This is a genomic window from Streptomyces sp. NPDC094147 (assembly GCF_044764265.1).
Classification (GTDB): Bacteria; Actinomycetota; Actinomycetes; order Streptomycetales; family Streptomycetaceae; genus Streptomyces.
The window spans coordinates 44,456-65,045 of record NZ_JBIWHT010000020.1 but is presented as its reverse complement, the minus strand read 5'-3'; the positions used below and the strand labels follow the sequence as shown (position 1 = coordinate 65,045).

The 20,590-nt window shown below is 71.7% G+C and carries 19 protein-coding genes; 12 read left to right on the top strand and 7 right to left on the bottom strand.

The genetic code is table 11. The annotated features are described in order from the left end of the window. Positions 1-3 precede the first annotated feature (3 nt). Positions 4-462: a MarR family winged helix-turn-helix transcriptional regulator gene (locus ACIQ8J_RS25515; protein WP_403274157.1), complete on the bottom strand. Its 459-nt coding sequence runs from the start codon at positions 460-462 to the stop codon at positions 4-6. A gap of 130 nt (positions 463-592) precedes the next feature. Between ACIQ8J_RS25515 and ACIQ8J_RS25510 the strand changes: the two genes are divergently transcribed. Further along, positions 593-2,068, top strand: coding sequence for an MFS transporter (locus ACIQ8J_RS25510; RefSeq protein ID WP_403274158.1), 1,476 nt, complete (start codon positions 593-595; stop codon positions 2,066-2,068). A 273-nt stretch (positions 2,069-2,341) separates the two neighbouring features. On the opposite strand, the gene ACIQ8J_RS25505 is transcribed toward ACIQ8J_RS25510, so the two are convergent. Then, a complete protein-coding gene (locus ACIQ8J_RS25505; protein ID WP_403274159.1) occupies positions 2,342-4,186 on the bottom strand; it encodes a phosphatidylglycerol lysyltransferase domain-containing protein in 1,845 nt (614 codons plus the stop codon). A gap of 150 nt (positions 4,187-4,336) precedes the next feature. On the opposite strand from ACIQ8J_RS25505, the gene ACIQ8J_RS25500 reads away from it, so the two are divergent. Then, entirely contained in the window at positions 4,337-5,449 is a 1,113-nt protein-coding gene (locus ACIQ8J_RS25500; protein ID WP_403274161.1) for an alpha/beta hydrolase, read from the top strand. Here ACIQ8J_RS25500 and ACIQ8J_RS25495 read toward each other — a convergent pair. Next, entirely contained in the window at positions 5,436-6,581 is a 1,146-nt protein-coding gene (locus tag ACIQ8J_RS25495) for an ABC transporter ATP-binding protein (protein ID WP_403274163.1), read from the bottom strand. The two genes, ACIQ8J_RS25500 and ACIQ8J_RS25495, sit on opposite strands and share 14 nt — an antisense overlap. A gap of 138 nt (positions 6,582-6,719) precedes the next feature. Between ACIQ8J_RS25495 and ACIQ8J_RS25490 the strand changes: the two genes are divergently transcribed. From ACIQ8J_RS25490 to ACIQ8J_RS25470, 5 genes are all read left to right on the top strand, one after another. After that, positions 6,720-7,400 carry an ABC transporter permease gene (locus tag ACIQ8J_RS25490; protein ID WP_403274164.1) on the top strand — a complete coding sequence of 227 codons (681 nt, stop codon included), beginning with the start codon at positions 6,720-6,722 and terminating at the stop codon, positions 7,398-7,400. Between the two features lie 3 nt (positions 7,401-7,403). Next, positions 7,404-8,072 carry an ABC transporter permease gene (locus tag ACIQ8J_RS25485; RefSeq protein ID WP_403274166.1) on the top strand — a complete coding sequence of 223 codons (669 nt, stop codon included), beginning with the start codon at positions 7,404-7,406 and terminating at the stop codon, positions 8,070-8,072. A 74-nt stretch (positions 8,073-8,146) separates the two neighbouring features. Then, positions 8,147-9,133, top strand: coding sequence for an ABC transporter substrate-binding protein (locus tag ACIQ8J_RS25480; RefSeq protein WP_403274167.1), 987 nt, complete (start codon positions 8,147-8,149; stop codon positions 9,131-9,133). Positions 9,134-9,219: 86 nt separating this feature from the next. Then, positions 9,220-10,233: a hypothetical protein gene (locus ACIQ8J_RS25475; protein WP_403274169.1), complete on the top strand. Its 1,014-nt coding sequence runs from the start codon at positions 9,220-9,222 to the stop codon at positions 10,231-10,233. Positions 10,234-10,502: 269 nt separating this feature from the next. Next, positions 10,503-11,522 (top strand): PhlD, encoded by a 1,020-nt coding sequence (locus ACIQ8J_RS25470; protein ID WP_403274171.1) that lies wholly within the window; start codon positions 10,503-10,505, stop codon positions 11,520-11,522. A 48-nt stretch (positions 11,523-11,570) separates the two neighbouring features. Here the strand turns inward: ACIQ8J_RS25470 and ACIQ8J_RS25465 are convergent, their stop codons facing one another. After that, on the bottom strand, positions 11,571-12,713 hold the full coding sequence (locus ACIQ8J_RS25465) for an NADH-quinone oxidoreductase subunit D (protein ID WP_403274173.1): 1,143 nt from the start codon (positions 12,711-12,713) through the stop codon (positions 11,571-11,573). A gap of 92 nt (positions 12,714-12,805) precedes the next feature. Next, positions 12,806-13,804 (bottom strand): SAM-dependent methyltransferase, encoded by a 999-nt coding sequence (locus tag ACIQ8J_RS25460; RefSeq protein ID WP_403274174.1) that lies wholly within the window; start codon positions 13,802-13,804, stop codon positions 12,806-12,808. 96 nt (positions 13,805-13,900) lie between these two features. Between ACIQ8J_RS25460 and ACIQ8J_RS25455 the strand changes: the two genes are divergently transcribed. The 4 genes from ACIQ8J_RS25455 to ACIQ8J_RS25440 all read left to right on the top strand — a co-directional run bounded on the left by ACIQ8J_RS25455 (position 13,901) and on the right by ACIQ8J_RS25440 (position 17,628). Further along, entirely contained in the window at positions 13,901-15,106 is a 1,206-nt protein-coding gene (locus ACIQ8J_RS25455; protein ID WP_403274175.1) for a sensor histidine kinase, read from the top strand. Between the two features lie 54 nt (positions 15,107-15,160). Continuing rightward, positions 15,161-15,835 carry a response regulator gene (locus ACIQ8J_RS25450; protein WP_403274176.1) on the top strand — a complete coding sequence of 225 codons (675 nt, stop codon included), beginning with the start codon at positions 15,161-15,163 and terminating at the stop codon, positions 15,833-15,835. Between the two features lie 80 nt (positions 15,836-15,915). Continuing rightward, positions 15,916-16,521 (top strand): AAA family ATPase, encoded by a 606-nt coding sequence (locus ACIQ8J_RS25445; protein WP_403274177.1) that lies wholly within the window; start codon positions 15,916-15,918, stop codon positions 16,519-16,521. 129 nt (positions 16,522-16,650) lie between these two features. Beyond that, the gene (locus ACIQ8J_RS25440) at positions 16,651-17,628 is read left to right on the top strand and encodes a zinc-binding alcohol dehydrogenase family protein (protein WP_403274179.1); all 978 of its coding nucleotides are present in this window, start codon (positions 16,651-16,653) and stop codon (positions 17,626-17,628) included. 109 nt (positions 17,629-17,737) lie between these two features. On the opposite strand, the gene ACIQ8J_RS25435 is transcribed toward ACIQ8J_RS25440, so the two are convergent. Beyond that, positions 17,738-18,850: a DUF5937 family protein gene (locus ACIQ8J_RS25435; RefSeq protein WP_403274245.1), complete on the bottom strand. Its 1,113-nt coding sequence runs from the start codon at positions 18,848-18,850 to the stop codon at positions 17,738-17,740. Between the two features lie 185 nt (positions 18,851-19,035). On the opposite strand from ACIQ8J_RS25435, the gene ACIQ8J_RS25430 reads away from it, so the two are divergent. Next, positions 19,036-19,266, top strand: coding sequence for a hypothetical protein (locus tag ACIQ8J_RS25430; protein WP_403274180.1), 231 nt, complete (start codon positions 19,036-19,038; stop codon positions 19,264-19,266). A 25-nt stretch (positions 19,267-19,291) separates the two neighbouring features. Here the strand turns inward: ACIQ8J_RS25430 and ACIQ8J_RS25425 are convergent, their stop codons facing one another. Next, positions 19,292-20,494, bottom strand: a complete 1,203-nt coding sequence (locus tag ACIQ8J_RS25425) for a threonine aldolase family protein (protein ID WP_403274182.1) — start codon at positions 20,492-20,494, stop codon at positions 19,292-19,294. Positions 20,495-20,590 lie beyond the last annotated feature (96 nt).

The window sequence follows — 20,590 nt, the reverse complement described above, 5'->3', positions numbered from 1 at the left end:
GCGTCAGCCGGAGGTTCCCGGACCACGCTCGGGGGTGGCGAAAAGGCGCTGGAGCAGATCGTGCAGGGCGACGCGGTCGGCGTCGGGCAGGGCGTCGAGGGCGGCGTGGGTGGCGAGCATGCCGGTCCGCACGGTCTCCACGGTCCGCATGCCGTCGTCGGTCAGGACGACGTTCTTGACCCGGCGGTCGGTGGGGCTCGGCTCGCGGCGCACCAGGGCGCGCGCCTCCAGGCGGTCGACGATTCCGGTGACGTTGGAGGCGTCGCAGTGCAGCGTGGTGGCGAGCGAGCGCATGGAGGCGGGACCGCGGCGCAGCACGGTCAGGGTCTTGGCCTGGCTGGAGGTGAGGCCCTCCTCGGCGGACGCCGAGGAGAAGTCGCCGTAGAAGCTGGCCAGGGAGTCCCAGATGGCGTCCATGAGCGTGACGTTGCTGACGGCGGTCGGGCGGCTGGTTCCAGGCATGCCGTCCACTGTACCCGCGATTCGAGTGAAACTTGACTACCTCAACCTTTGATGTTTACCTTCTTTAAGTTGCTTGAGGTAATCAAGCTTCATCGACTCAAGTACCTCCTCCTGCCGTACGGAAGAAAAAGTGACCACTAACCAACGCCCCCGCGGCGGCACCGGGCTCGTCCTCGTCCTCGGCCTCGCCGCCATGGTCGTCTCGATGATGCAGACGCTGGTCGTGCCGATCCTCGGGATCATCCAGAACGACCTCGGCACCTCCACGTCGGGCGTCAGCTGGGTCACCACCGCGACCCTGCTCTCCGCGGCCGTCTTCACCCCGCTGCTCGGCCGCTTCGGCGACATGCACGGCAAGAAGCCGACCCTGATCGGCGTGCTCGTGGTCATGGTCGCGGGCTCCGTGCTCGCCGCCACCACCAGCTCGCTCACCCTGCTGATCGTCGGCCGAGTGCTCCAGGGCGCGGCGACCGCGATCTTCCCGCTGGCTCTTTCCGTACTGCGCGAGGAGATCCCGCCGCAGAAGCTGCACGGGGCGATGGCGCTGGTCAGCGGCACGCTCGCGTTCGGCAGCGGTCTCGCCCTCGTCGGGGCCGGCCTGCTCACGCAGGGCTCGCACCCCGACTACCACCGGGTGTTCTGGCTCGCCGTGATCCTCGCGGTCGTCGCCCTGATCGCGGTCATCGCGGTCGTGCCCGCCTCCCGCACCAAGACGGGCGGGCGCACCGACTGGCTCGGCGCGGGCACCCTCGCCGCCTTCCTCGTGCTGCTCCTGCTGCCGATCTCGCAGGGTCACGAGTGGGGCTGGGGCTCCGGCCGCACGATCGGGTTCTTCGTCGGCGCCGTGGTGATGGCCGGGGTCTGGGTCCTGGTCGAGCGCAACGTGAAGGCGCCCATGGTGGACATGCGGATGTTCGCGCACCGGCCGGTGCTCTTCACCAACCTGGCCGGGCTGCTGCTCGGCTTCGCGATGTTCTCGCAGTTCATCGGCGTCTCCTACCTGGTGCAGATGCCGGACAAGCTGACCGGCTACGGCTTCTCGGCGTCCGTGCTGCGGGCCTCCGTCGAGTACCTGCTGCCCACCACGCTCGTCTCGCTGGTCGCCGCGCCGCTCGGCGGGCAGCTGGTGGGGCGGATCGGAGCGCGCTTCACGCTCGCGGCGGGCGCGGCCTTCGGTGTCCTCGGCTTCGCCTGGCTGACCGGCGCCCACGACTCGACGGCGTCCGTGATCCTCGCGGGCATGCTGATCGGTGCCGCGATCAGCTTCGGGTACGCGGCGATGCCGGCGCTCATCGTGGCGAGCGTCCCGCATCACCAGACGGGCATCGCGAACGGCATCAACTCGATCTCGCGCTCCGTGGGCTCGGCGATCGCCAGCGCGGTGATCACGTCTCTGCTCGCCTCGAAGGTGATCGAGGGGCTGCCGAAGGGTGTGCCTCCGCTGCCGGCCGAGAGCCAGTTCACGCTGAGCTTCGCGCTGGCGGGGATCGCGTTCGTGCTGGTCGTGGGCGTGGCGCTGGTGGGCCTGTCCTCGGACAAGGCGCGGGCCCGGCGGGTCGCGGCGTCGTCGCAGGACGCGCCGGAGGCGGAGCTGGAGAGCGCCTGATCTTCCGGACAGCAACGCCGGAGGGGGGGGGGGGGGCCCCCCCCCGCGGGGGGGGCGGCCCCCCCCCGGGGTTGGGGGGGGGGGGGGGCCCGCGCGGGGGGGGCGGCGCCCGCACCCCGGGGGGGGCGGGGGGGGGTCGCGGCCGGCCCGGGGGGCGGCGGTGGTGCGCCCCTTTCTTCCGCCCCCCACCCCCCGGCGGGGCGGCACACCCCCCCCCGGGTTTGGCCCCGCCCCTCCGGCGTTTGTTGGGGAGCGGGGTCTCCCAGGGCGGCGCTACGCCGCGCTGACCTCGTGGTCCGGGGTCGTCACGTGCGCGCAGGCGCGATCGCGGCGGGCGGCGCGGGTCAGGCGGGCCAGCGGGCCCGGGAGGCCCAGGTTCACGAAGCCCTCGGCCTGCATCACGGCGAAGCCGATGCGGGGAAGGTCGGTGTTGGCCCGGTACACCATGAAGCGCGGCTCCCACCGGGGCTGGAACTTCGCGTTGAACTTGTACAGCGACTCGATCTGGAACCAGCGCGACAGGAAGACCAGCAGGCCCCGCCACATGCGCAGGACCGGCCCGGCCCCGATCTTCTCGCCGCGCGCCAGCGCCGAGCGGAACATCGCGAAGTTGAGCGACACCTGCTTGATCCCGATCTTCTCGCAGGCCTGGAGCGAGGCCACGATCAGGAGCTCGTTCATGCCGGGGTCGGCGGAGCGGTCGCGGCGCATCATCTCCAGCGACATTCCGTCCTTGCCCCAGGGCACGAAGTGCAGGATGGCCTTCAGGTCGCCGTACGGACCCGGCGCACCGGACTCGTCGTCGTCCGCCTTGTGGGCGGTGGCGATCACGCAGTCGCCGTCGTTGGGGTCGCCGATGCGGCCGAGCGCCATGGAGAAGCCGCGCTCGGTGTCGGTGCCGCGCCAGTCCTCGGCGGCCCGGCGGACCCGCTCCAGCTCACCGTCCGAGAGGTCACGGACGCGCCGTACGCGGGTTTCGTAGCCATTGCGCTCGATGCGCTTGACCATCTGGCGTACGTTCCGCATGGCGCGTCCGGCCAGCGAGAAATCCGCGACGTCCACCACCGCCTCGTCGCCGAGCTCCAGCGCGTCGAGTCCGGTCTCGCGGGTCCAGACCTCGCCGCCGGTCTCCGAGCAGCCGACGACCGCCGGGGTCCAGGAGTGCGCCTTGGCCTCGTCCATGAAGCGCTCGATGGCGCCGGGCCAGGCCTCGACGTCGCCGATCGGGTCGCCCGAGGCAAGCATCACACCGGAGACCACGCGGTAGGTGACGGCCGCCTTGCCGCTGGGCGAGAAGACGACGGCCTTGTCGCGGCGGAGCGCGAAGTGGCCGAGCGAGTCGCGGGCGCCGTGCTTGGCGAGCAGCTCGCGCAGCTTGTGCTCGTCGTCCTCGGTGAGCCGGGCGGCCGGGTGCTCGGGCCGGAACGCCAGGTAGATCGTGGTGACGGCGGTCAGCAGGCCGAGCGCGCCGAGCGAGTAGCCGACGGTCCAGCTGGTCTTGCCCTGGTACTCGACCGGTCCCTCGAAGCCGAAGAGACCGAACATCACGTGCTGGATGCGGTCCACGATGCTCGGGTTGCCGACCGTGCGGTTCGGGTGGACGCTCACGATGACCAGGCCGAGGCCCAGCGATCCGGCGCCCATCAGGAAGAAGTTCGCGACGGCCTTCCAGCGGCTGCGCGGGTCGGGCAGTGCGTTGAACTCGCTCCGGTGGACGACGAGCAATGTGAGAAGTACCAAGGAGATCAGCACGCCGACCACCGAGTGCCGGTACCAGAACTGGGCCACCGCCCCGATCGGCAGCAGTACCACCGCGGCCCGCCAGGCCCGCCGCTTGCGGCGCTTCAGGCCGTGCGCGAGGAGCAGCAGGAGGATGCCGGCGCTGAGCGCCACGGCCGCCGCGAAGGGGCCGAAGGTGCCCGGCAGGACCTCGCTGACGGTGTGGAACCGACTGTGCCGGACGCGATCGAAGACTCCGGCCGCGACGTCCAGGAGCCCTACGATCGTGCAGGCCGTACCGACCACCTTGGGAACCGACTCGGGGCGCGGCCCGCGGAGGACCTTTCGTACACGAGTCGGAACCGATCCGTTTTTGTCCCCATCTATCCTGACAGACATCGCTTCCCGTGGCTCCGCGAGAGATTCAGTTGGCCGGGGGACGGCGTACATACCGTCCGGCCGGACAATTTGCGCCCTCTAGGACGGCACATCCGGGGGGCGGGTTCCCTCGGTCTCAGGAAAATCTCAGTCAGAAAGTTTCATCGACTCATGGGTCTCACGAGCAACAAGGTTCTGGCACTCGCCGTGTTCCTGGCGGTAGTGCTGTTCGCGGTCACCATCTGGCTGTGGCCGCGACTGGCACGGCGCAGCTGGAAGGCCGTCGTGGGCCGGGTCGGACTGCTGCTCGCGACCCAGCTGGCGATCTTCGCCTCGGTCGGCCTGGCAGCCAACAATTCGTTCCTGTTCTACGGATCCTGGGCGGACCTGTTCGGCCAGGAGCAGGACATGGGCAAGGTCGTCGACCACTCGGCGGGCGGCAAGAACATCCGGGTCCTTAGCAAGCAGAAGCCGGAGACCCCGGGCGCGGGCAAGCCGCAGCTGGGCGGCGAGATCCAGAAGATCGTGCTGGCCGGCGAGAAGTCGAAGATAACCAGCCCCGCCTACGTCTACCTGCCCCCGGAGTACTTCCAGAAGGCGTACGAGAACAAGACGTTCCCGGCCTCGATCGTGCTCACCGGCTACCCGGGCACCGCGGAGAACCTGCTCAAGGGGCTCGCGTACCCGAAGACGGCGTGGACGCAGGCCAAGCAGAAGAAGGCGCAGCCCATGATCCTGGTCATGATGCGCCCGACGGTGGCGGGCCAGCGGGACACCGAGTGCGTCGACATACCCGGCGGCCCGCAGACCGAGACGTTCTTCGCCAAGGACGTGCCGGGCGCGATCTCCGCGAACTACCGGGTCGGCACCAAGCCGCAGAACTGGGGCTTCATCGGCAATTCGACCGGCGGCTACTGCGCTCTGAAGATCGGCATGCACCACCCCGAGCAGTTCGCGGCGAGCGCGGGCCTGTCCGCGTACTACAAGGCGGCGGACGACCCGACGACCGGTGACCTCTTCCACGGCAACAAGAACGAGGAGAACCGCGCCAACCTGCTGTGGAGCCTGGACCACCTGGCGCCGGGCAAGTCGTCCTTCCTGGTCACCAGCTCGCTGACCGGCGAGGACAACTTCAAGCCGACCCAGTCCTTCATCGACAAGGTGAAGGCGCCCGGCCGCGTGTCGTCCATCACCCTCGACAGCGGCGGGCACAACTTCAACACCTGGCGGCGCGAGATCCCGCCGACCCTGGACTGGATCAGCGGCCGGCTCAGCGCGAGCTGACCGTCTCGACCGTCACCTCGGTGCGGGGCACGTCCTGGGCGTCCGCGTCGATGGAGCGGCGCAGCGCCTCGTGGAGCCGGGCCGGGGTGAGGACACCGAGGAAGCGGCCGGTCTCCGCGCGGTCGATCACCGCGATCCACCCGGCGTCGTGCTGGAGCATCGTGGCGAAGGCCTGCTTCAGCGAGGCGCCCACCGGCAGCCAGGCCTCCATCCGCCGGGCGTGCTCGCGGACCGTGCCCTTGCCGAGCCGGGCCTGCTCGGCGGAGATCCAGCCGTGCAGATTGTCCTCGCCGTCCAGGACCACGGCCCAGCGCGGGACGTCGGCCGGCAGCGGATCGTCGAGGTGGACCACCGGCGGCTGCTCCAGGTCGGCCTCCTCGATGGGGGTGACGGAGAGCCGCTTGAGACCCCGGTCGGCGCCCACGAAGTCCGCGACGTACGGGGTGGCGGGGGCGCCGAGCACGGCGGCGGGGGCGTCGAACTGCTCGATGGCGCCCTGCCCGTAGACGGCGATGCGGTCCCCGAGCCGGACCGCCTCCTCGATGTCGTGGGTGACGAACAGGACCGTCTTGCGCACCTGCGACTGGAGCCTGAGGAACTCGTTCTGCAGCCGCTCGCGCACCACCGGGTCGACCGCGCCGAACGGCTCGTCCATCAGGAGCACCGGCGGATCCGCCGCCAACGCCCTTGCCACGCCCACCCGTTGGCGCTGACCGCCGGAGAGCTGCTCCGGGTAGCGCGAGCCGTACGTCCTGGGGTCGAGCCCCACCAGATCGAGCAGCTCGGCCGCGCGCTCGCGGGCCTTGGCCTTCTTGACGCCGAGCAGATGCGGGACGGTCGCGGTGTTCTCCAGGACCGTCTTGTGCGGGAAGAGCCCGACCTGCTGGATCACATAGCCGATACGGCGCCGCAGTTGAACCGGATCGACGGTCGATATGTCCTCGCCGTCCAGGAATATCCGCCCGCTGGTCGGCTCGATGAGCCGGTTGACCATTTTCATCGTGGTGGTCTTGCCGCAGCCGGACGGGCCGACGAGGGTGACCAGTTCACCCTCGGCCACCTCGAAGGAAAGGTCGTCCACGGCGGTGGTGCCGTCGGCGTACCGCTTGGTGACGTGCTCGAACCGGATCATGATTCCCCATTGTGCCGGGCGGCGACCGCGCTTGTGTGAAGCCCATGTTGCTGTAATGCGAAGGCCCGAGGCGATTGTCAGTGGTCAGGGTTAGGGTCTTCAGACATACGTACGGTACGGGCCGGGGGAGGTGGGGGAGTGGCCGGGAACTGCCTGGCGGCGAACGACTGGATCTGCTGGGAGTACGTGAGTTCCCGCAGCCAGGAGCTGACCGACGCCACGGTCCAGCACGTCTGGATCACCGCGGTGTCGGTGCTGATCGGGCTGCTCGTCGCCTTCCCCCTCGCGCTGCTCGCGCGCGGCCGCAAGGGTGTCGCGGCGACCGTCCTCGGCTTCACGACGGTGCTGTACACGATCCCTTCGCTCGCGATGTTCGCCCTGCTGCTCCCGGTCTTCGGCCTCTCGGCCGGCCTGGTCATCACCGGCCTCGTGCTGTACTCCCTGACGATCCTGGTGCGGAACATCCTGGCCGGCCTCGAATCGGTGCCCGCCGACGCGCTGGAGGCGGCGCGCGGCATGGGGTACGGGCGCATACGGCTGCTCTTCGAGGTCGAACTGCCGCTGGCGCTGCCCGCGCTGATGGCCGGGCTCCGGATCGCGACGGTCGCCACGGTCGCGCTGACCACGATCGGCTCGCTCGTCGACCACGGGGGCCTGGGCAACCTCATCGAGCAGGGCCTGCCCACCTTCTTCAAGGCGCAGATCCTGACCGCGTCGGTGCTGTGCGTGGTGCTCGCGGTCGCCGCCGATCTGCTGCTGCTCGGGCTCCAGCGGCTGCTCACCCCCTGGACCCGCATCCGTACGGCGAAGGCGGGCTGAGCCATGGGAGTCTTCGCGCAGGCCTGGACATGGCTGACGACGGGCGCCAACTGGTCGGGGGAGGACGGCGCCTGGCACCGGCTCGGTGAGCACGTGTACGTCAGCGCGCTCGCCCTCGTCGTGTCCTGCCTGGTCGCCCTGCCGCTCGCGCTGTGGCTCGGGCACATCGGCAAGGGCGGCGCGCTCGCGGTCAACCTCTCCAACATCGGCCGGGCGATACCCGTCTTCGCGGTGCTCGCCCTGTTCATGGTGACCCCGCTGCGCAACGCGGGCTATCTGCCGACGGTGATCGCGCTGGTGCTCTTCGCGGTGCCGCCGCTGCTGACCAACGCCTACGTCGGCATGCGCGAGGTGGACCGGGCGGCGGTGGAGGCGGCCCGCGGCATGGGGATGTCGGGGCGCCAGCTCTTCCTCCAGGTCGAACTGCCGCTCGCCTACCCGCTGATCATGACCGGTCTGCGCTCGGCGGCGGTGCAGATCATCGCCACGGCGACGATCGCCGCGATGGCCGGGCTCGGCGGGCTCGGCCGGATAGTCACCGAGGGGTTCGCGGTGTACAACACCCCGCAGGTGGTGGCCGGGGCGATGCTCGTGGCGGCGCTCGCCCTGCTCGTGGAGGGCGTGCTGGTGGCGGTGGACCGGCTGTTCAGCCCGCTGCGCAAGCGCCCGTGACCCCGTGATCCGCTGACTCGTGATCCGCGACCCCGCGGTCCGTTACCCCGTAACTCCCTGGATGGTGAACCCTCATGAGCAAGATCCTGCGCACGGCCGGTGCGGTGCTCGGCACGGTGGCACTGGCGGGCTCGCTCGCCGCGTGCGGTGGCGACAGCCTGGAGAAGAGCAAGGACACAAGCAGTTCGAGCGGGTCGAGCAGTACCGGCGGCGGGAAGAAGGGCTCGCTGGTCATCGGCGCGGCCGGCTTCACCGAGTCCGCGGTCCTCGCCGAGCTGTACTCCCAGGTGCTCGCGGACGCCGGGTACTCGACCTCGGTCACCACGGTGAAGAACCGCGAACTGTACGAACCGGCCCTGGAGAAGGGCGAGATCGACGTCGTTCCGGAATACGCGGCCACGCTCACCGAATTCCTCAATGCCAAGGTGAACGGCGACAAGGCGAAGGACAAGCCGCTCGCCTCCAGCGATGTCACCGCCACCGTGGCCGAACTGGCCAAGCTCGCGGGGCCCCGCGGTCTGAAGGTTCTCCCGGCCGGCGCGGCGGTGGATCAGAACGCGTTCGCGGTGACCAAGGAATTCGCGGCCAAGAACAACCTCAAGTCCCTTTCGGACCTGGGCGCGTCCAAGGCCAAGGTGAAGATCGCCGCCGGTGACGAGTGCAAGATCCGGCCATTCTGCGCGCCGGGTCTGACGTCCAAGTACGGCATCGGCGTCACCGGCATCGACCCCAAGGGCGTCGGCACCCCGCAGGCCAAGCAGGCGGTCAAGGACGGCGTCGACCAACTGGTGCTGACCACCACGACGGACGCGACCCTGGACACCTACGGACTCGTCCTGCTCCAGGACGACAAGTCGCTGCAGAACGCGGACAACGTGCTGCCCGTCCTCAATGCGAAGCACGCGGGCGGCCAGGAGATTGCCGATGCGCTCGGCAAGCTGACCAAGGCCCTGACGACCGCCGATCTGGTCGATCTCAACCGCAAGGTCGATGCCGAGCGGGCCAAGCCGGCCGATGTCGCCAAGCAGTATCTCCAGTCGAAGGGGCTGATCAAGAAGTAGCCGAATTTGGCGATCGGCGGAACTGCGGGGGAACAGATTGGCGGGCGGGGCTCCATGTGACGCCTACGCACGGTAAATTTCAGGCCATGCCACGTGGACGCCACCGTCATTCCCCTCCGCTGCACCGGCTCCTTCAGCCGTCGGCCGTCGCCGGCGTCTCGGTCATCTGCGCCGGTGGTGCCTGGCTCTTCGATCAGCCCACGGTGCTCAGGGCGCTGGCCGCCGCCGCGGCGGCGGCCTGTGTCACCGGCTCGGTGCTGATGCGCGGCTGGGACCGGGCCGCGGGCCGCCGGGTCGCCGAGCTGACCCGCTCGCGCGCCGCCGACCAGTGGCGCACCGAGGAGCGGATCGCCGAGCTGGAGACCGAGTTGGAGGAGTCGCGCGAGCTGCGCGGACGCCTCGACGCCAAGCTGCGCACCAAGCGCATGGAGCTGGCTGGTCTGCGCGGCGAGCACGCGGCGCTGCTGCGGCGCTACGCCAACGCCGAGACCGAGCGGGCCAGCGCCCTGGAGGGGCGGCGTCAGCTCGCCCTGGAGAGCGCGAGCCCCAAGGAGCTGATGCCGTCGGGCAGCACGCCGACGCCGGCCTCCTATCTCGCGGCCGCCCGCGCCCTGGATCGCCTCTCGCTCAGCGCCGAACGCCAGGCGAAGGCACGGGCCGAGGCGCCATCGGCCGGCCCCCGCGCCGAGTCGGGGGAGGCGGAGGAGCCGCAGGGGAAGCTCTCGGCGGCCGTCGGCAGCGGGCAGCACGTCCGCCCGTCGTCCGCCCTCACCGCCAGGCCCCGGCGGGCCGAACTGCCCGCGCCGCCCGCGCCGGTCGCCTCCGCCGTGGTGCCCTATGTGGCGCGCCCCGCGGTGCGCCCGGAGGGCAGCTTCGACTTCTTCGGCACCGGCGCGGGCCAGGGCGCCGAGCAGAAGGTGGCCGCCGCCGCGATCGAGGCCGTGCAGGACGAGGACCTCGCGGACGTGGTGGGCGAGGAGGTCCTGGCCGGCCGTGTGCAGCAGGGCCCCGAGAAGGTCGTCGGCGAGGTGGTCGATCTGACCGCGCACGACGAGACCGAGCAGCTCGACGTCGCCGAACTGCGCACCGCCATCTCGTAGTCGGCCGCCCCATCGGCCGAGTTGCTCACACGCGCCGCCGGGCCGGTCACTTTTCCGGGCGCCGGGGGCATGCTGGCTGCTGCCCGGGGCGTATCGCCCGCGAGCCACACCCTGTCTGTCCGGGCAGCCAGTTGACCAAGTTTTTCCGTTTCGGGGATTGATTCAGGCCGCCTGACGTACGTTTAGGATCTGCCCTTTTCGATTTTCGAGGGAGTTCGTCCGTGCCCGCTCACATAGCCCCTCCCTGTGTCGCTCTCCCGGGGAACACCGTGACGACCGACGAGATCTGTGCCGACATCCGCCGGGCCCACCCGGCCCTGCCGCGCCTGGAAGCCTTCCTGCGGATCGCTCGGGCGACGACCGTCGAGACCCGGCATTTCACCCGCCCGTTGGGCGCGCGGACCGTGGCCGGAAATGCCCTTGTCGAAGAGCGCAACCGCGCCGCATATGAGGACGCGTCGGCGCTGGCCGTCGCGGCGGGCCGGCGGGCGCTGGAGAAGGCGCGGCTGCACCCCGAGGACATCGACTGCGTCGTCACCAGCCACACCACCTCCTGGGCCGTGCCCAGCCTCGACATCCACCTGATCGGTGAACTCGGCCTGCGGCCCGACGTGCGGCGCCATCCCATGGCCTCGGTCGGCTGCGCGGGCGGCGCCCAGGGCCTGGTCCGCGCCCACGACCACATCGCCGCCCATCCCGGCAGCAACGTCCTGGTCGTCACCTCGGAATGCCTGTCGGCGGCGACGTACAACCACGAGGACACCAGCCGCGAATCCATGGTCTACAAGATCCTGTTCGGGGACGGCGCCGCCGCCGCGGTCGTCGCCGCGCACCCCGCCTGGGACGGGCCGAGCTTCGTGGTCGAGGACATCTTCGAGTACGCGCTGCCCGACAGCGTCGACCGCTACCAGGGCCGACTGACCGGCGCCGGGCTGCACTTCGACTCCACCCGCGCCGCCACCGCGGCCTTCAACGACTGCCTGCCCGCCGTCCGCAAGTGGCTCGCCGCGGTCGGCCGGCCGCTCGACTCGGCGGTGGTGCACCCCGGCGGCCCGCGCATCCTGGACGACGCGGCCGCGGGCCTCCAGCTCGACGGCGACCGCGAACACGGCGCCCTGCGGCACGCCTGGGCCAGCCTCGCCGAGAACGGCAACCTGGGCGGCTCGGCGGTCCTCGACGTCCTGTCCCGTACGTTCACCGAGCCGCCCGCCGACGCGGAGTCGGGACTGATCATCGGCTTCGGCCCGGGTTTCGTCCTCGCGGCCGTGCGGGGCCACTGGTCCAACTGAGGCGTTCCGCCTGCCAGTTGGACCGTCTGCCGCCGCCCGCTCGTCGGCCTACTTGTCGATGTCGCCCACGACGAAGAACAGCGACCCGAGGATCGCCACCATGTCGGCGACCAGCGTCCCCGGCAGCAGCACGGCGAGCGCCTGGATGTTGTTGTACGAGGCCGACCGCAGCTTCAGCCGGTACGGCGTCTTCTCGCCCTTGCTGACGAGGTAGTAGCCGTTGATGCCGAGCGGGTTCTCGGTCCAGGCGTAGGTGTGGCCCTCGGGCGCCTTGAGGACCTTGGGCAGCCGCTGGTTGATGGGGCCGGGCGGCAGCTCGGCCATCCGGTCCAGGCACGCGTCGGCGAGGTCGAGCGCGTTGTGGGTCTGCTCAAGCAGGCACTCGAAGCGCGCCAGGCAGTCGCCCTCGGTCCGGGTGACGACCTTCAGGGTGTCCTGGAGCTCCCCGTACGCGAGGTACGGCTCGTCGCGGCGCAGGTCGAAGTCGACGCCGGAGGCCCGCGCGATGGGCCCGCTCACGCCGTACGCGTGCACCGCGCCGGCGGACAGCCTGCCCACGCCGCGGGTGCGCGCCCGGAAGATCTCGTTGCCGAGCACGAGCCGGTCGTACACGTCCATCCGCGAACGCACCGAGGCGACGGCGTGCCGCACCCGGCCGAGCCACCCCAGCGGCAGGTCCTCCTTCAGGCCGCCGACCCGGTTGAACATGTAGTGCATGCGGCCGCCGGAGACCTCCTCCATCACCGCCTGGAGCTCCTCGCGCTCGCGGAAGGCGTGGAAGACGGGGGTGATGCCGCCGAGCTCCAGCGGGTACGAGCCGAGGAACATCAGGTGGTTGAGGACCCGGTTCAGCTCGGCGAGCAGGGTGCGGGTCCACACCGCGCGCTCGGGGACCTCCATGCCGAGCATCCGCTCGACGGCCATGACCACGCCGAGCTCGTTGGAGAACGCGGAGAGCCAGTCGTGGCGGTTGGCCAGCATCACGATCTGGCGGTAGTCGCGGGCCTCGAAGAGCTTCTCGGCGCCGCGGTGCATGTAGCCGATGACCGGCTCGGCCTGCTGGATGCGCTCGCCGTCCAGCACGAGCTTCAGCCGCAGCACGCCGTGGGTGGAGGGGTGCTGGGGGCCGATGTTGAGCACCATGTCGGTGCTCTCCGCCCCGCCCCCGATGCCGACCGTCGTCTCCGTCATGGGCGCAAGTATCCCCTGCGGCCCCCGGGACTCCGCCCCAGCCCCCGCCGCCCACCTGCGGACCGTTCGGGAAGGGGCGGGGTGGGGGAAAGTCACACCTGTTGCGTCAGCCACCCGAAGTCCCCCAGCCCGCCCCGCGCCGTCAGCTCCGCCGCCTCGCCCGCGCAGGCCAGCGCGCGGACGTACCCCGCCGGGTCCGAGGATGCCAGGGCCAGCGGGGGCCGCGTGCCCGAGACGCCGAGGCGGGCCAGCGCCTCGCGCTGGGAGGTCAGCTCCCCGGACGCCCCCGCGCACGCGTCCAGCGCGACATGCGCGGTGATGTCGCAGGACCCGTCCGGCACCGGCGCCACCTCCCGCCCGCCCCGGAACCCGCTCAGCGTCCCGAACAGCGGCCGCGCGTCCTTCGTATGGGCGTAATCGACGGCCACCGCGAGCCCCGCGTCCAGCGCCGCGACCGCCGCCGCCCACGCCTCGTCGCGCGGCCGCCCGATCTCCGCCCGGGTGCCCGGCTCGCCCAGCGGCCACCAGCGGTCCAGCCACGCGGCGTCCGCGCCCGACACCGGCTCGCCGAGGGTCTCGGCCCCGTCGGGTCGTACGAGCACGAGCCTGGCCACCCCGTCCGGATCGACCTCCGCGACCTCCACCGGCACGTTGTCGAGCCATTCGTTGGCGAAGAGCAGCCCGCGGACGCCCGAGGGCACCTCCGCGCGCCAGGCGATCCGCTCGTCGAGCCCGGCCGGACGGCCCGCGCGCTCCACGGCGTACGCCCGGACCGGGAAGCCGGCGGGCAGCGCGGCCAGCACCCCGGTGAGCAGTTCCCCGCGCCCGGCGCCCACGTCCACCAGGTCGACCGGTCCCGGGCCGAGCCCGGCCGCGACCTCCGTAAGGAGGCGGGCGACGGCCTGCGCGAAGAGCGGCGAGGCGTGGACCGACGTACGGAAATGCCCGGCCGGTCCCTCGGGCCGCAGATAGAAACCGCCCGCCCCGTAGAGGGCCCGCTCGGTGGCCGCGCGCCAGCCGACGGGGGCGGCCGAAGGCCCCGGTTCTCCGTCCCGCGCACCCGGGAACTGTTGACACGTCTCATCCGTCACGGGCTCAAGTCTCCACCTTGCGGAGTACGCCGCCGGGATCAGGATCGCCCCGGCGGTTGACCCCTGCACCTATCTGCTTTCCCTACGCTGGGTTACGTGCAGCGCCTCTACGACTTCCTCCGCAGACACCCGACCGGGGTCGACACCTTCTGGGCCGTCATCCTGTTCGGGTTCTCCGGCATTCAGGTCGTGGCGGCGCACCACGATCCGCGCCAGGCGGGCTGGGGCATCCAGCTCCTGGTGGTGCTCGGGATGAGCGTCTCCGTGGCGCTGCGCCGCCGCGCCCCCGAGAAGATGCTGCTGCTCGCGATCGGCACGGGCCTCGCCCAGCTGGTGCTGAACGTCCAGCCCCAGATCCAGGACTTCGCGATGCTGGTCATCGTCTACACGGTGGCCTCCGTGGGCAAGCGCTGGGCCTCGCGGACCGCGCTCGTCGCGGGGCTGTGCGCGGCCCCGCTGGCCCATGTGCGCTGGCTGGACACCGGCCCCCAAAGCGGTACGGAGAAGGTCTTCTTCGTCATCATGATGACGGTCCCGTTCGTGCTCGCCTGGGTGCTCGGCGACTCGATGCGGACCCGCAAGGCGTACCTCGCGCAGCTGGAGGAGCGGGCCGCGCGCCTGGAGCGGGAGCGCGAGGCGCAGGCCAAGGTCGCGGTCGCGGCCGAGCGGGCCCGCATCGCCCGCGAGCTGCACGACGTGGTGGCGCACAACGTGTCGGTGATGGTCGTGCAGGCCGACGGCGCGGCGTACGTGATGGACACCTCGCCGGACCAGGCGAAGACCGCCCTGGAGACCATCTCGATGACCGGGCGCCAGGCGCTCGCCGAGATGCGCAGGCTGCTCGGCGTGCTGCGCACCGGCGAGCACCAGGAGGCGGGGGAGTACGTTCCGCAGCCCGACGTCCAGCAGATCGAGGACCTGGTCGAGACGGTCCGCGGGGCCGGCCTCACCGTCGACTTCAAGATCGAGGGCACTCCCCGCCCGCTGCCCAGCGGCGTCGAGCTGACGGCGTACCGCATCGTGCAGGAAGCGCTCACCAACACCCGCAAGCACGGCGGCCCGGACGCGGGGGCGAGCGTGCGGCTCGTGTACTTCGACGACGGGCTCGGCCTGCTGGTCGAGGACGACGGCCGGGGCGCCGCCCACGAGATGTACGAGGACGGCGGCGCCGACGGCCAGGGCCACGGCCTGATCGGCATGCGCGAGCGGATCGGCATGGTCGGGGGCACGCTGGACGCGGGACCGCGCCCCGGCGGCGGCTTCCGGATCAGCGCCCTGCTGCCCCTGAAGCCGGCCCACTGATTTCCTGTACGCGCTGGTGCGTGTACCGATGTACGCCGTGATGGAGAGGGAACGATGACGATCCGCGTGATGCTCGTCGACGACCAGATGCTGCTGCGCACCGGGTTCCGGATGGTGCTCGCCGCGCAGCCGGACATGGACGTCGTCGCGGAGGCGGGCGACGGGGCGGAGGCCATCGAGGTGCTCCGCGCCACCGACGTGGACGTGGTCCTGATGGACGTGCGCATGCCGAGGCTGGACGGCGTGGAGGCGACGCGGCGCATCTGCGAGGCGCCGAATCCCCCCAAGGTGCTGATCCTGACCACCTTCGACCTGGACGAGTACGCCTTCTCCGGGCTGAAGGCGGGCGCGAGCGGCTTCATGCTGAAGGACGTGCCGCCGGCCGAACTGCTCGGCGCGATCCGCTCGGTGCACAGCGGGGACGCGGTGGTCGCCCCGTCCACGACCCGGCGCCTCCTGGACCGGTTCGCCCCGTTGCTCCCGACCGGCGGCAAGGAGCCGGAGCACAAGCAGCTGGAGAAGCTGACCGAGCGCGAGCGCGAGGTCATGATGCTGGTCGCCCAGGGCCTGTCGAACGGCGAGATCGCCGCCCGCCTGGTCCTCTCGGAGGCCACCGTGAAGACCCATGTGGGCCGCATCCTGACCAAGCTGGGCCTGCGCGACCGCGTGCAGGTCGTGGTCCTGGCGTACGAGACGGGGCTGGTGCGGGCGGGCGGCGGAGCCGGCTGACCGCGAGCGCCACGAGCACGCGCCGCCTTCTGGTTTGAAGCCCGCCCGGCCCACGGGCCCGGCCACTACGCTCGGGGGGCATGTTGATCTGGATCAACGGCCCCTACGGCGGCGGCAAGACGCAGACCGCGTACGAACTGCGCCGCAGGCTGCCCGGCAGCACCGTGTGCGACCCGGAGCACGTCGGCTTCGGGCTGCACCGCATGCTGCCGCCCGAACTCCGCGGGGACTTCCAGGACCTGCGGGCCTGGCGGCAGGGCGTGTACGAGGTGCTCGACCTGGCGCTGAGCAGCTGCGAGGGGCCGGTGATCGTCCCGATGACGCTGGTCGAGCCGCGCTACTTCGAGGAGATCATCGGCCGGCTCCGCGCCGAGGGCGGCCACCAGGTGGACCATGTCGCGCTGCTGGCGGATCGTCGTCTGGTGCTGCGCCGGCTCAGCGAGCGCGGGTGGGGGCGCGGCCTGAGGCGGGACGGTTTCGCGGTGCGTCAGCTGGACCGTTGTCTGGAGCGGCTGCGGGGCCCCGAGTTCGCCGAGCACATCCACACCGACCGGCTCACCGTGCCGCAGGTCGCCGACCGGGTCGCCGCGTCCGCCGGGCTGCGGCTGCTGCCCAATACCGACGGCCCGCTGCGGCACCGGCTGCGGCGCACCCGGATCGGCCTGAGCCACATCCGCTTCGACTGAGCGCCCGAGCCGGGCTTCTGAGTGTCCCGGGCGGGCTCCCGACCCCGGCCCCGTTGCCTTAGTACGACGACCATCGTACTATCGAGCCCGTTCGGTACTCAGTGCGTTTCCGGTACGGGGAGTGGCGTCATGCGTGCGATTCGATTCGACGAGTTCGGTGGTCCGGAGGTTCTCCAGCTGGTGGAGGCGGAGGTTCCGCGGCCGGGGCGCGGCGAGGTGAGCATCGATGTCGCGTACGTCGGCGTCAACTTCGCCGATCTGAAGGCGCGTTCGGCGGGATACCGGGTCGCCTCGCTGCCCTTCGTGCCCGGTCTCGAACTCTCCGGCCGCATCCGGGCGATCGGCGCCGGGGTCGAGGGCCTCGCGGTCGGCCAGGAGGTCGCCGCGATGACCGAGGGCGGCGCCTACGCGGAGGTGGTCGTCGCCTCCGCCGTCACCGTCTTCCCCGTGCCCGAGGGCGTGAGCCTGCGCACCGCGGCCGCCCTGCCCACCGTGCTGCCGACCGCGCACGCCCTCATCCACGAGGTGGGCCGGCTCCAGCCCGGCGAGAGCGTCCTGGTCCAGGGCGCCGCGGGCGGTGTCGGCACCGTCGCCGGGCAGATCGCCAAGCTGGCCGGTGCGGGCGCGGTGTACGGCGTGGTGTCGAGCGAGGCCAAGGCCGACTACGCCCGCAAGCACGGCTACGACGACGCCTTCCTGACCGACACGTTCGACGCGGACGTCCTGCGGGCCACCGGCGGCCGGGGCGTGGACCTGGTGCTCGACCCGGTCGGCGGCGAGACCCTGCGCCGCGGCCTGGAATCGCTCGCCCTGTTCGGCCGGCTCGTCTCGTACGGCAACGCGAGCGGCGAGGAGGCCTGGCAGGTCGGGCAGTCCGAGCTGTACGGGCGCGGCCGCACGGTCTCCGGCTTCTCGATCCTGGGCCTCGCCGCCGCCGGTGACCGCGAGGCGCTGCGCGAGATCGCGGACCGGGCGCTGAGCCTGGCCACCACCGGCCAGGTGGAGCTGCCGATCACCGCCGAGTTCACCCTCGAAGAGGCCGCGGCCGCCCATGAGTTGATGGAGGGCCGCACCTCGACGGGCAAGCTCCTGCTGAGGGTGTCCTAGCGCCGAGCGCTCTGAGGGGGGCGCTGGGAACTGCGCGATCGGCCCCCGGCGGCCCGCGGTCGAATCACCCGCGCCTCCCTCGGAGCTCACCCGCACTCCCCCCGGAGCGCTACCGCAGCACCCCCTCAAGGAAGTCGCTGCCCAGGCGGGCCACCACCGTCAGGTCCAATTGGTGCAGTACGTAGCGGCCGCGCCGCCGGGTCGTGAGGAGCCCGGCCTTCTTCAGGACGGACAGGTGCCGGGAGACCTCGGGCGCGGTGATGCCGTTGGAGTCGGCCAGTTCGCCCGTCGTGTACGGGGAGCGGGCCAGGTTGCGGCACAGACGCATCCGCATCGGGTGTGCGAGGGCCTCCATCCGCAGCTTGAGGATCTCGACCGAGGCGGGTGAGGGCAGTTCGGGCCCGTGCACCGGGTAGTGGATCACCGGCCGCCAGCCCGGGGCGTGCAGCACCATCAGGTGCGGCCAGCCGAACGAGGTCGGCACGAAGGTGAGCCCGGCGCCGGGCTCCGGGTCGGTGGCGGTCGTGCGGCCCTCGGTCATCTTGTCCGCGCTGATCAGCGTCCCGCCCTCGTCCAGGCTCAGGGCGGCCGACACCGCGCGGACGGCCTCGCCGAGCCCCTTGCGGCGCAGCAGCTCCGCCTTGTGCCGGGCGTCGGCGGCCAGTTGCACCCGGACCCGCTGCCAGGTGTCCGCGAAGAAGGCCTCCTCGCAGTCCTCCAGGAGCCGCCGCACCCAGGCCCGCACGGCCGCCGGATCGCTCAACAGCCGCTGGGTGAACTCCACTTGGCGCGGGCCGCGGGTCGCCGCCATCTCCAGGGCGCGCACGCGCAGCGCCGGGTCGTGCAGCGGGGACGGCGTCCTGGCCCCGTACAGGCTGGAGCAGGTGAACTCCAGGGCGGCGGAGGTGAAGCGCTCGTCGGAGAGCCGGTCGAGCAGGTCCAGGTCCTCGGCGAGCGTGGCGCCGGTGCTGCCGTCCCGGCCGGGTATGCCCGCGAAGGGCATGAACACGTCGGAGAAGGTGTTGCGCCACAGGAAGTCGGCCTCGTGCAGCCGGTCGGCGAGGTCCGGCTTCAGCGCGGCCGAGGTCGCCGTCGCCCAGCCGTGCAGGCCCGGGTGGTGGCCGGGCTCGGAGAGCGCGTGCAGGGCCAGGCCCAGCTCGGCCAGCGGGGAGATCGCGAAGCCGATGCGCTCGGGCGGCAGGCCCGTGATGTCGATGGTCACGCTCATGGCCCCATGGTGCACCGGGCCACTGACAACGCCGCCGCCGATTGACGGTCCCGGTCAATCGGCGGCGGCGGGGCGCCGGCACGGGGGCGTCGGTGCCGCCGGGCGCCGCGTCGGAGCGCCATTTGACGCGGCTCGTCAATCGGCGCGACGCGGGGCCGGAACAGGATCACCGTTGAGGCATGGACGCGATGCAGCAGCACATGATCGACAGATACCGCGCGGCACAGCACGCCGAGCCCGCGCCGCCGCTCCCCGGCACCCACGACGTGGCCACCCTGCGGGAGCTGCGGGACTACCGCCGCTTCGAGGCGGTCCTGGCGGGCCGGCTCGCCACCGGCCGGCTGCGGGCGGCTCTGGCCCACCTGTTCGCCCCGCACCACCCCCGGCAGCACCCGCCCGCCTGCCGCTGAGCGGGCGCCCGCCCAGGCGCCCCGGCTACGGCAGCCGTCGTACGAAGTCGGCCACCGCGGCCCGTACGTCCTCGGCGGTCCACGCCAGGCCCGGCGCGTTCACCGTCACCTCGGTGACGGCGAGGCCGGCCGGTCCCCAGGGGCCGGCGAACCAGCGGCGGAACAGGCAGGTCCCGGTCTCCTCGGCCTGCCGCAGCGCGGCGGCGCTCAGCACGTCGGCGTCGTACGGCAGCCACACCTGGAACTCGTGCGTGTGCGGCGGCTCGGGGTTCACCCGGAACCACGGCACGCCCGCCTCGGTGAGGCCCTCCGCGATCGCCTTCGCCACGACCTTGGCGTGGGCGACGTACGAAGGGAGCTCGGGCAGTTCCTTGCGCAGGCCGAGCAGACCCGCGAGGGCGGCGGGGAACTGCTGGAAGAGCTGGCCGCCGTAGCGGTGCCGCCAGGTGCGGGCCTGCTCGATCAGCGACTCGGAGCCCACCAGGACCGCGCCCGACAGACCGCCCAGCGTCTTGTAGAAGGACACGTACACGCTGTCCGCGAGGCCCGCGATCTCCGGCAGGGAACGGCCGAAGTGGGCGGTGGTCTCCCAGATCCTGGCGCCGTCGAAGTGCACCACCGCGCCGCGCTCCCGGGCCGCCTCGACCACGGCGACCAGTTCGTCCCAGGTCGGCAGGACATACCCCGCGTCGCGCAGCGGAAGTTCCAGCATCAGGGTGCCGAAGGGCTCCTCGAAGCCCCGTACCTCGTCGGCGGTCGGCAGCCTCGGCTCGTCCGTCGGGTGGACCGTGCGCAGGCCGCTCACCTGGCTGAACGCGCTGCGCTCATGGACCTCGGGATGCGACATCGGGTGCAGGGCGACCGTCGGGTCGCCGGTGCGCGAGGCCCAGCAGCGCAGGGCGACCTGCTGGGCCATGGTGCCGGTCGGGAAGAAGGCGGCGGCGGGGAAGCCGAGCGCCTGAGCGGTGCGCCGCTCCAGCTCGGTGACGGCGCCGTTGCCGTAGACGTCGCTGAACTCGTCCAGGTCGTAGACCTCGGCGCCGTCCTCCAGGAGGGCCGTCAGGCGCTCCTGGAGGGTGTGGTCGACCGTCTGGTCCGCCAGCCGCCGCTTGGCGCCCCGGTAGACGGCCAGGCGGTGCTGCCGGGCCTGTTCCGGGGTTTCCTCCGGCGTCCCGCCGGGGGTGTCGGCGGTGGATCCGGGGAGGGGATTGAGCTCGGAATCTGCCATGACGGGATGATCGCCCACAGCCTGTGGACAACCCAAGGGGTTTTCGGGCCCGGGGCGTAGCATGACGGGGCCGTTTGATTTTGGTTTGGCGTCCGG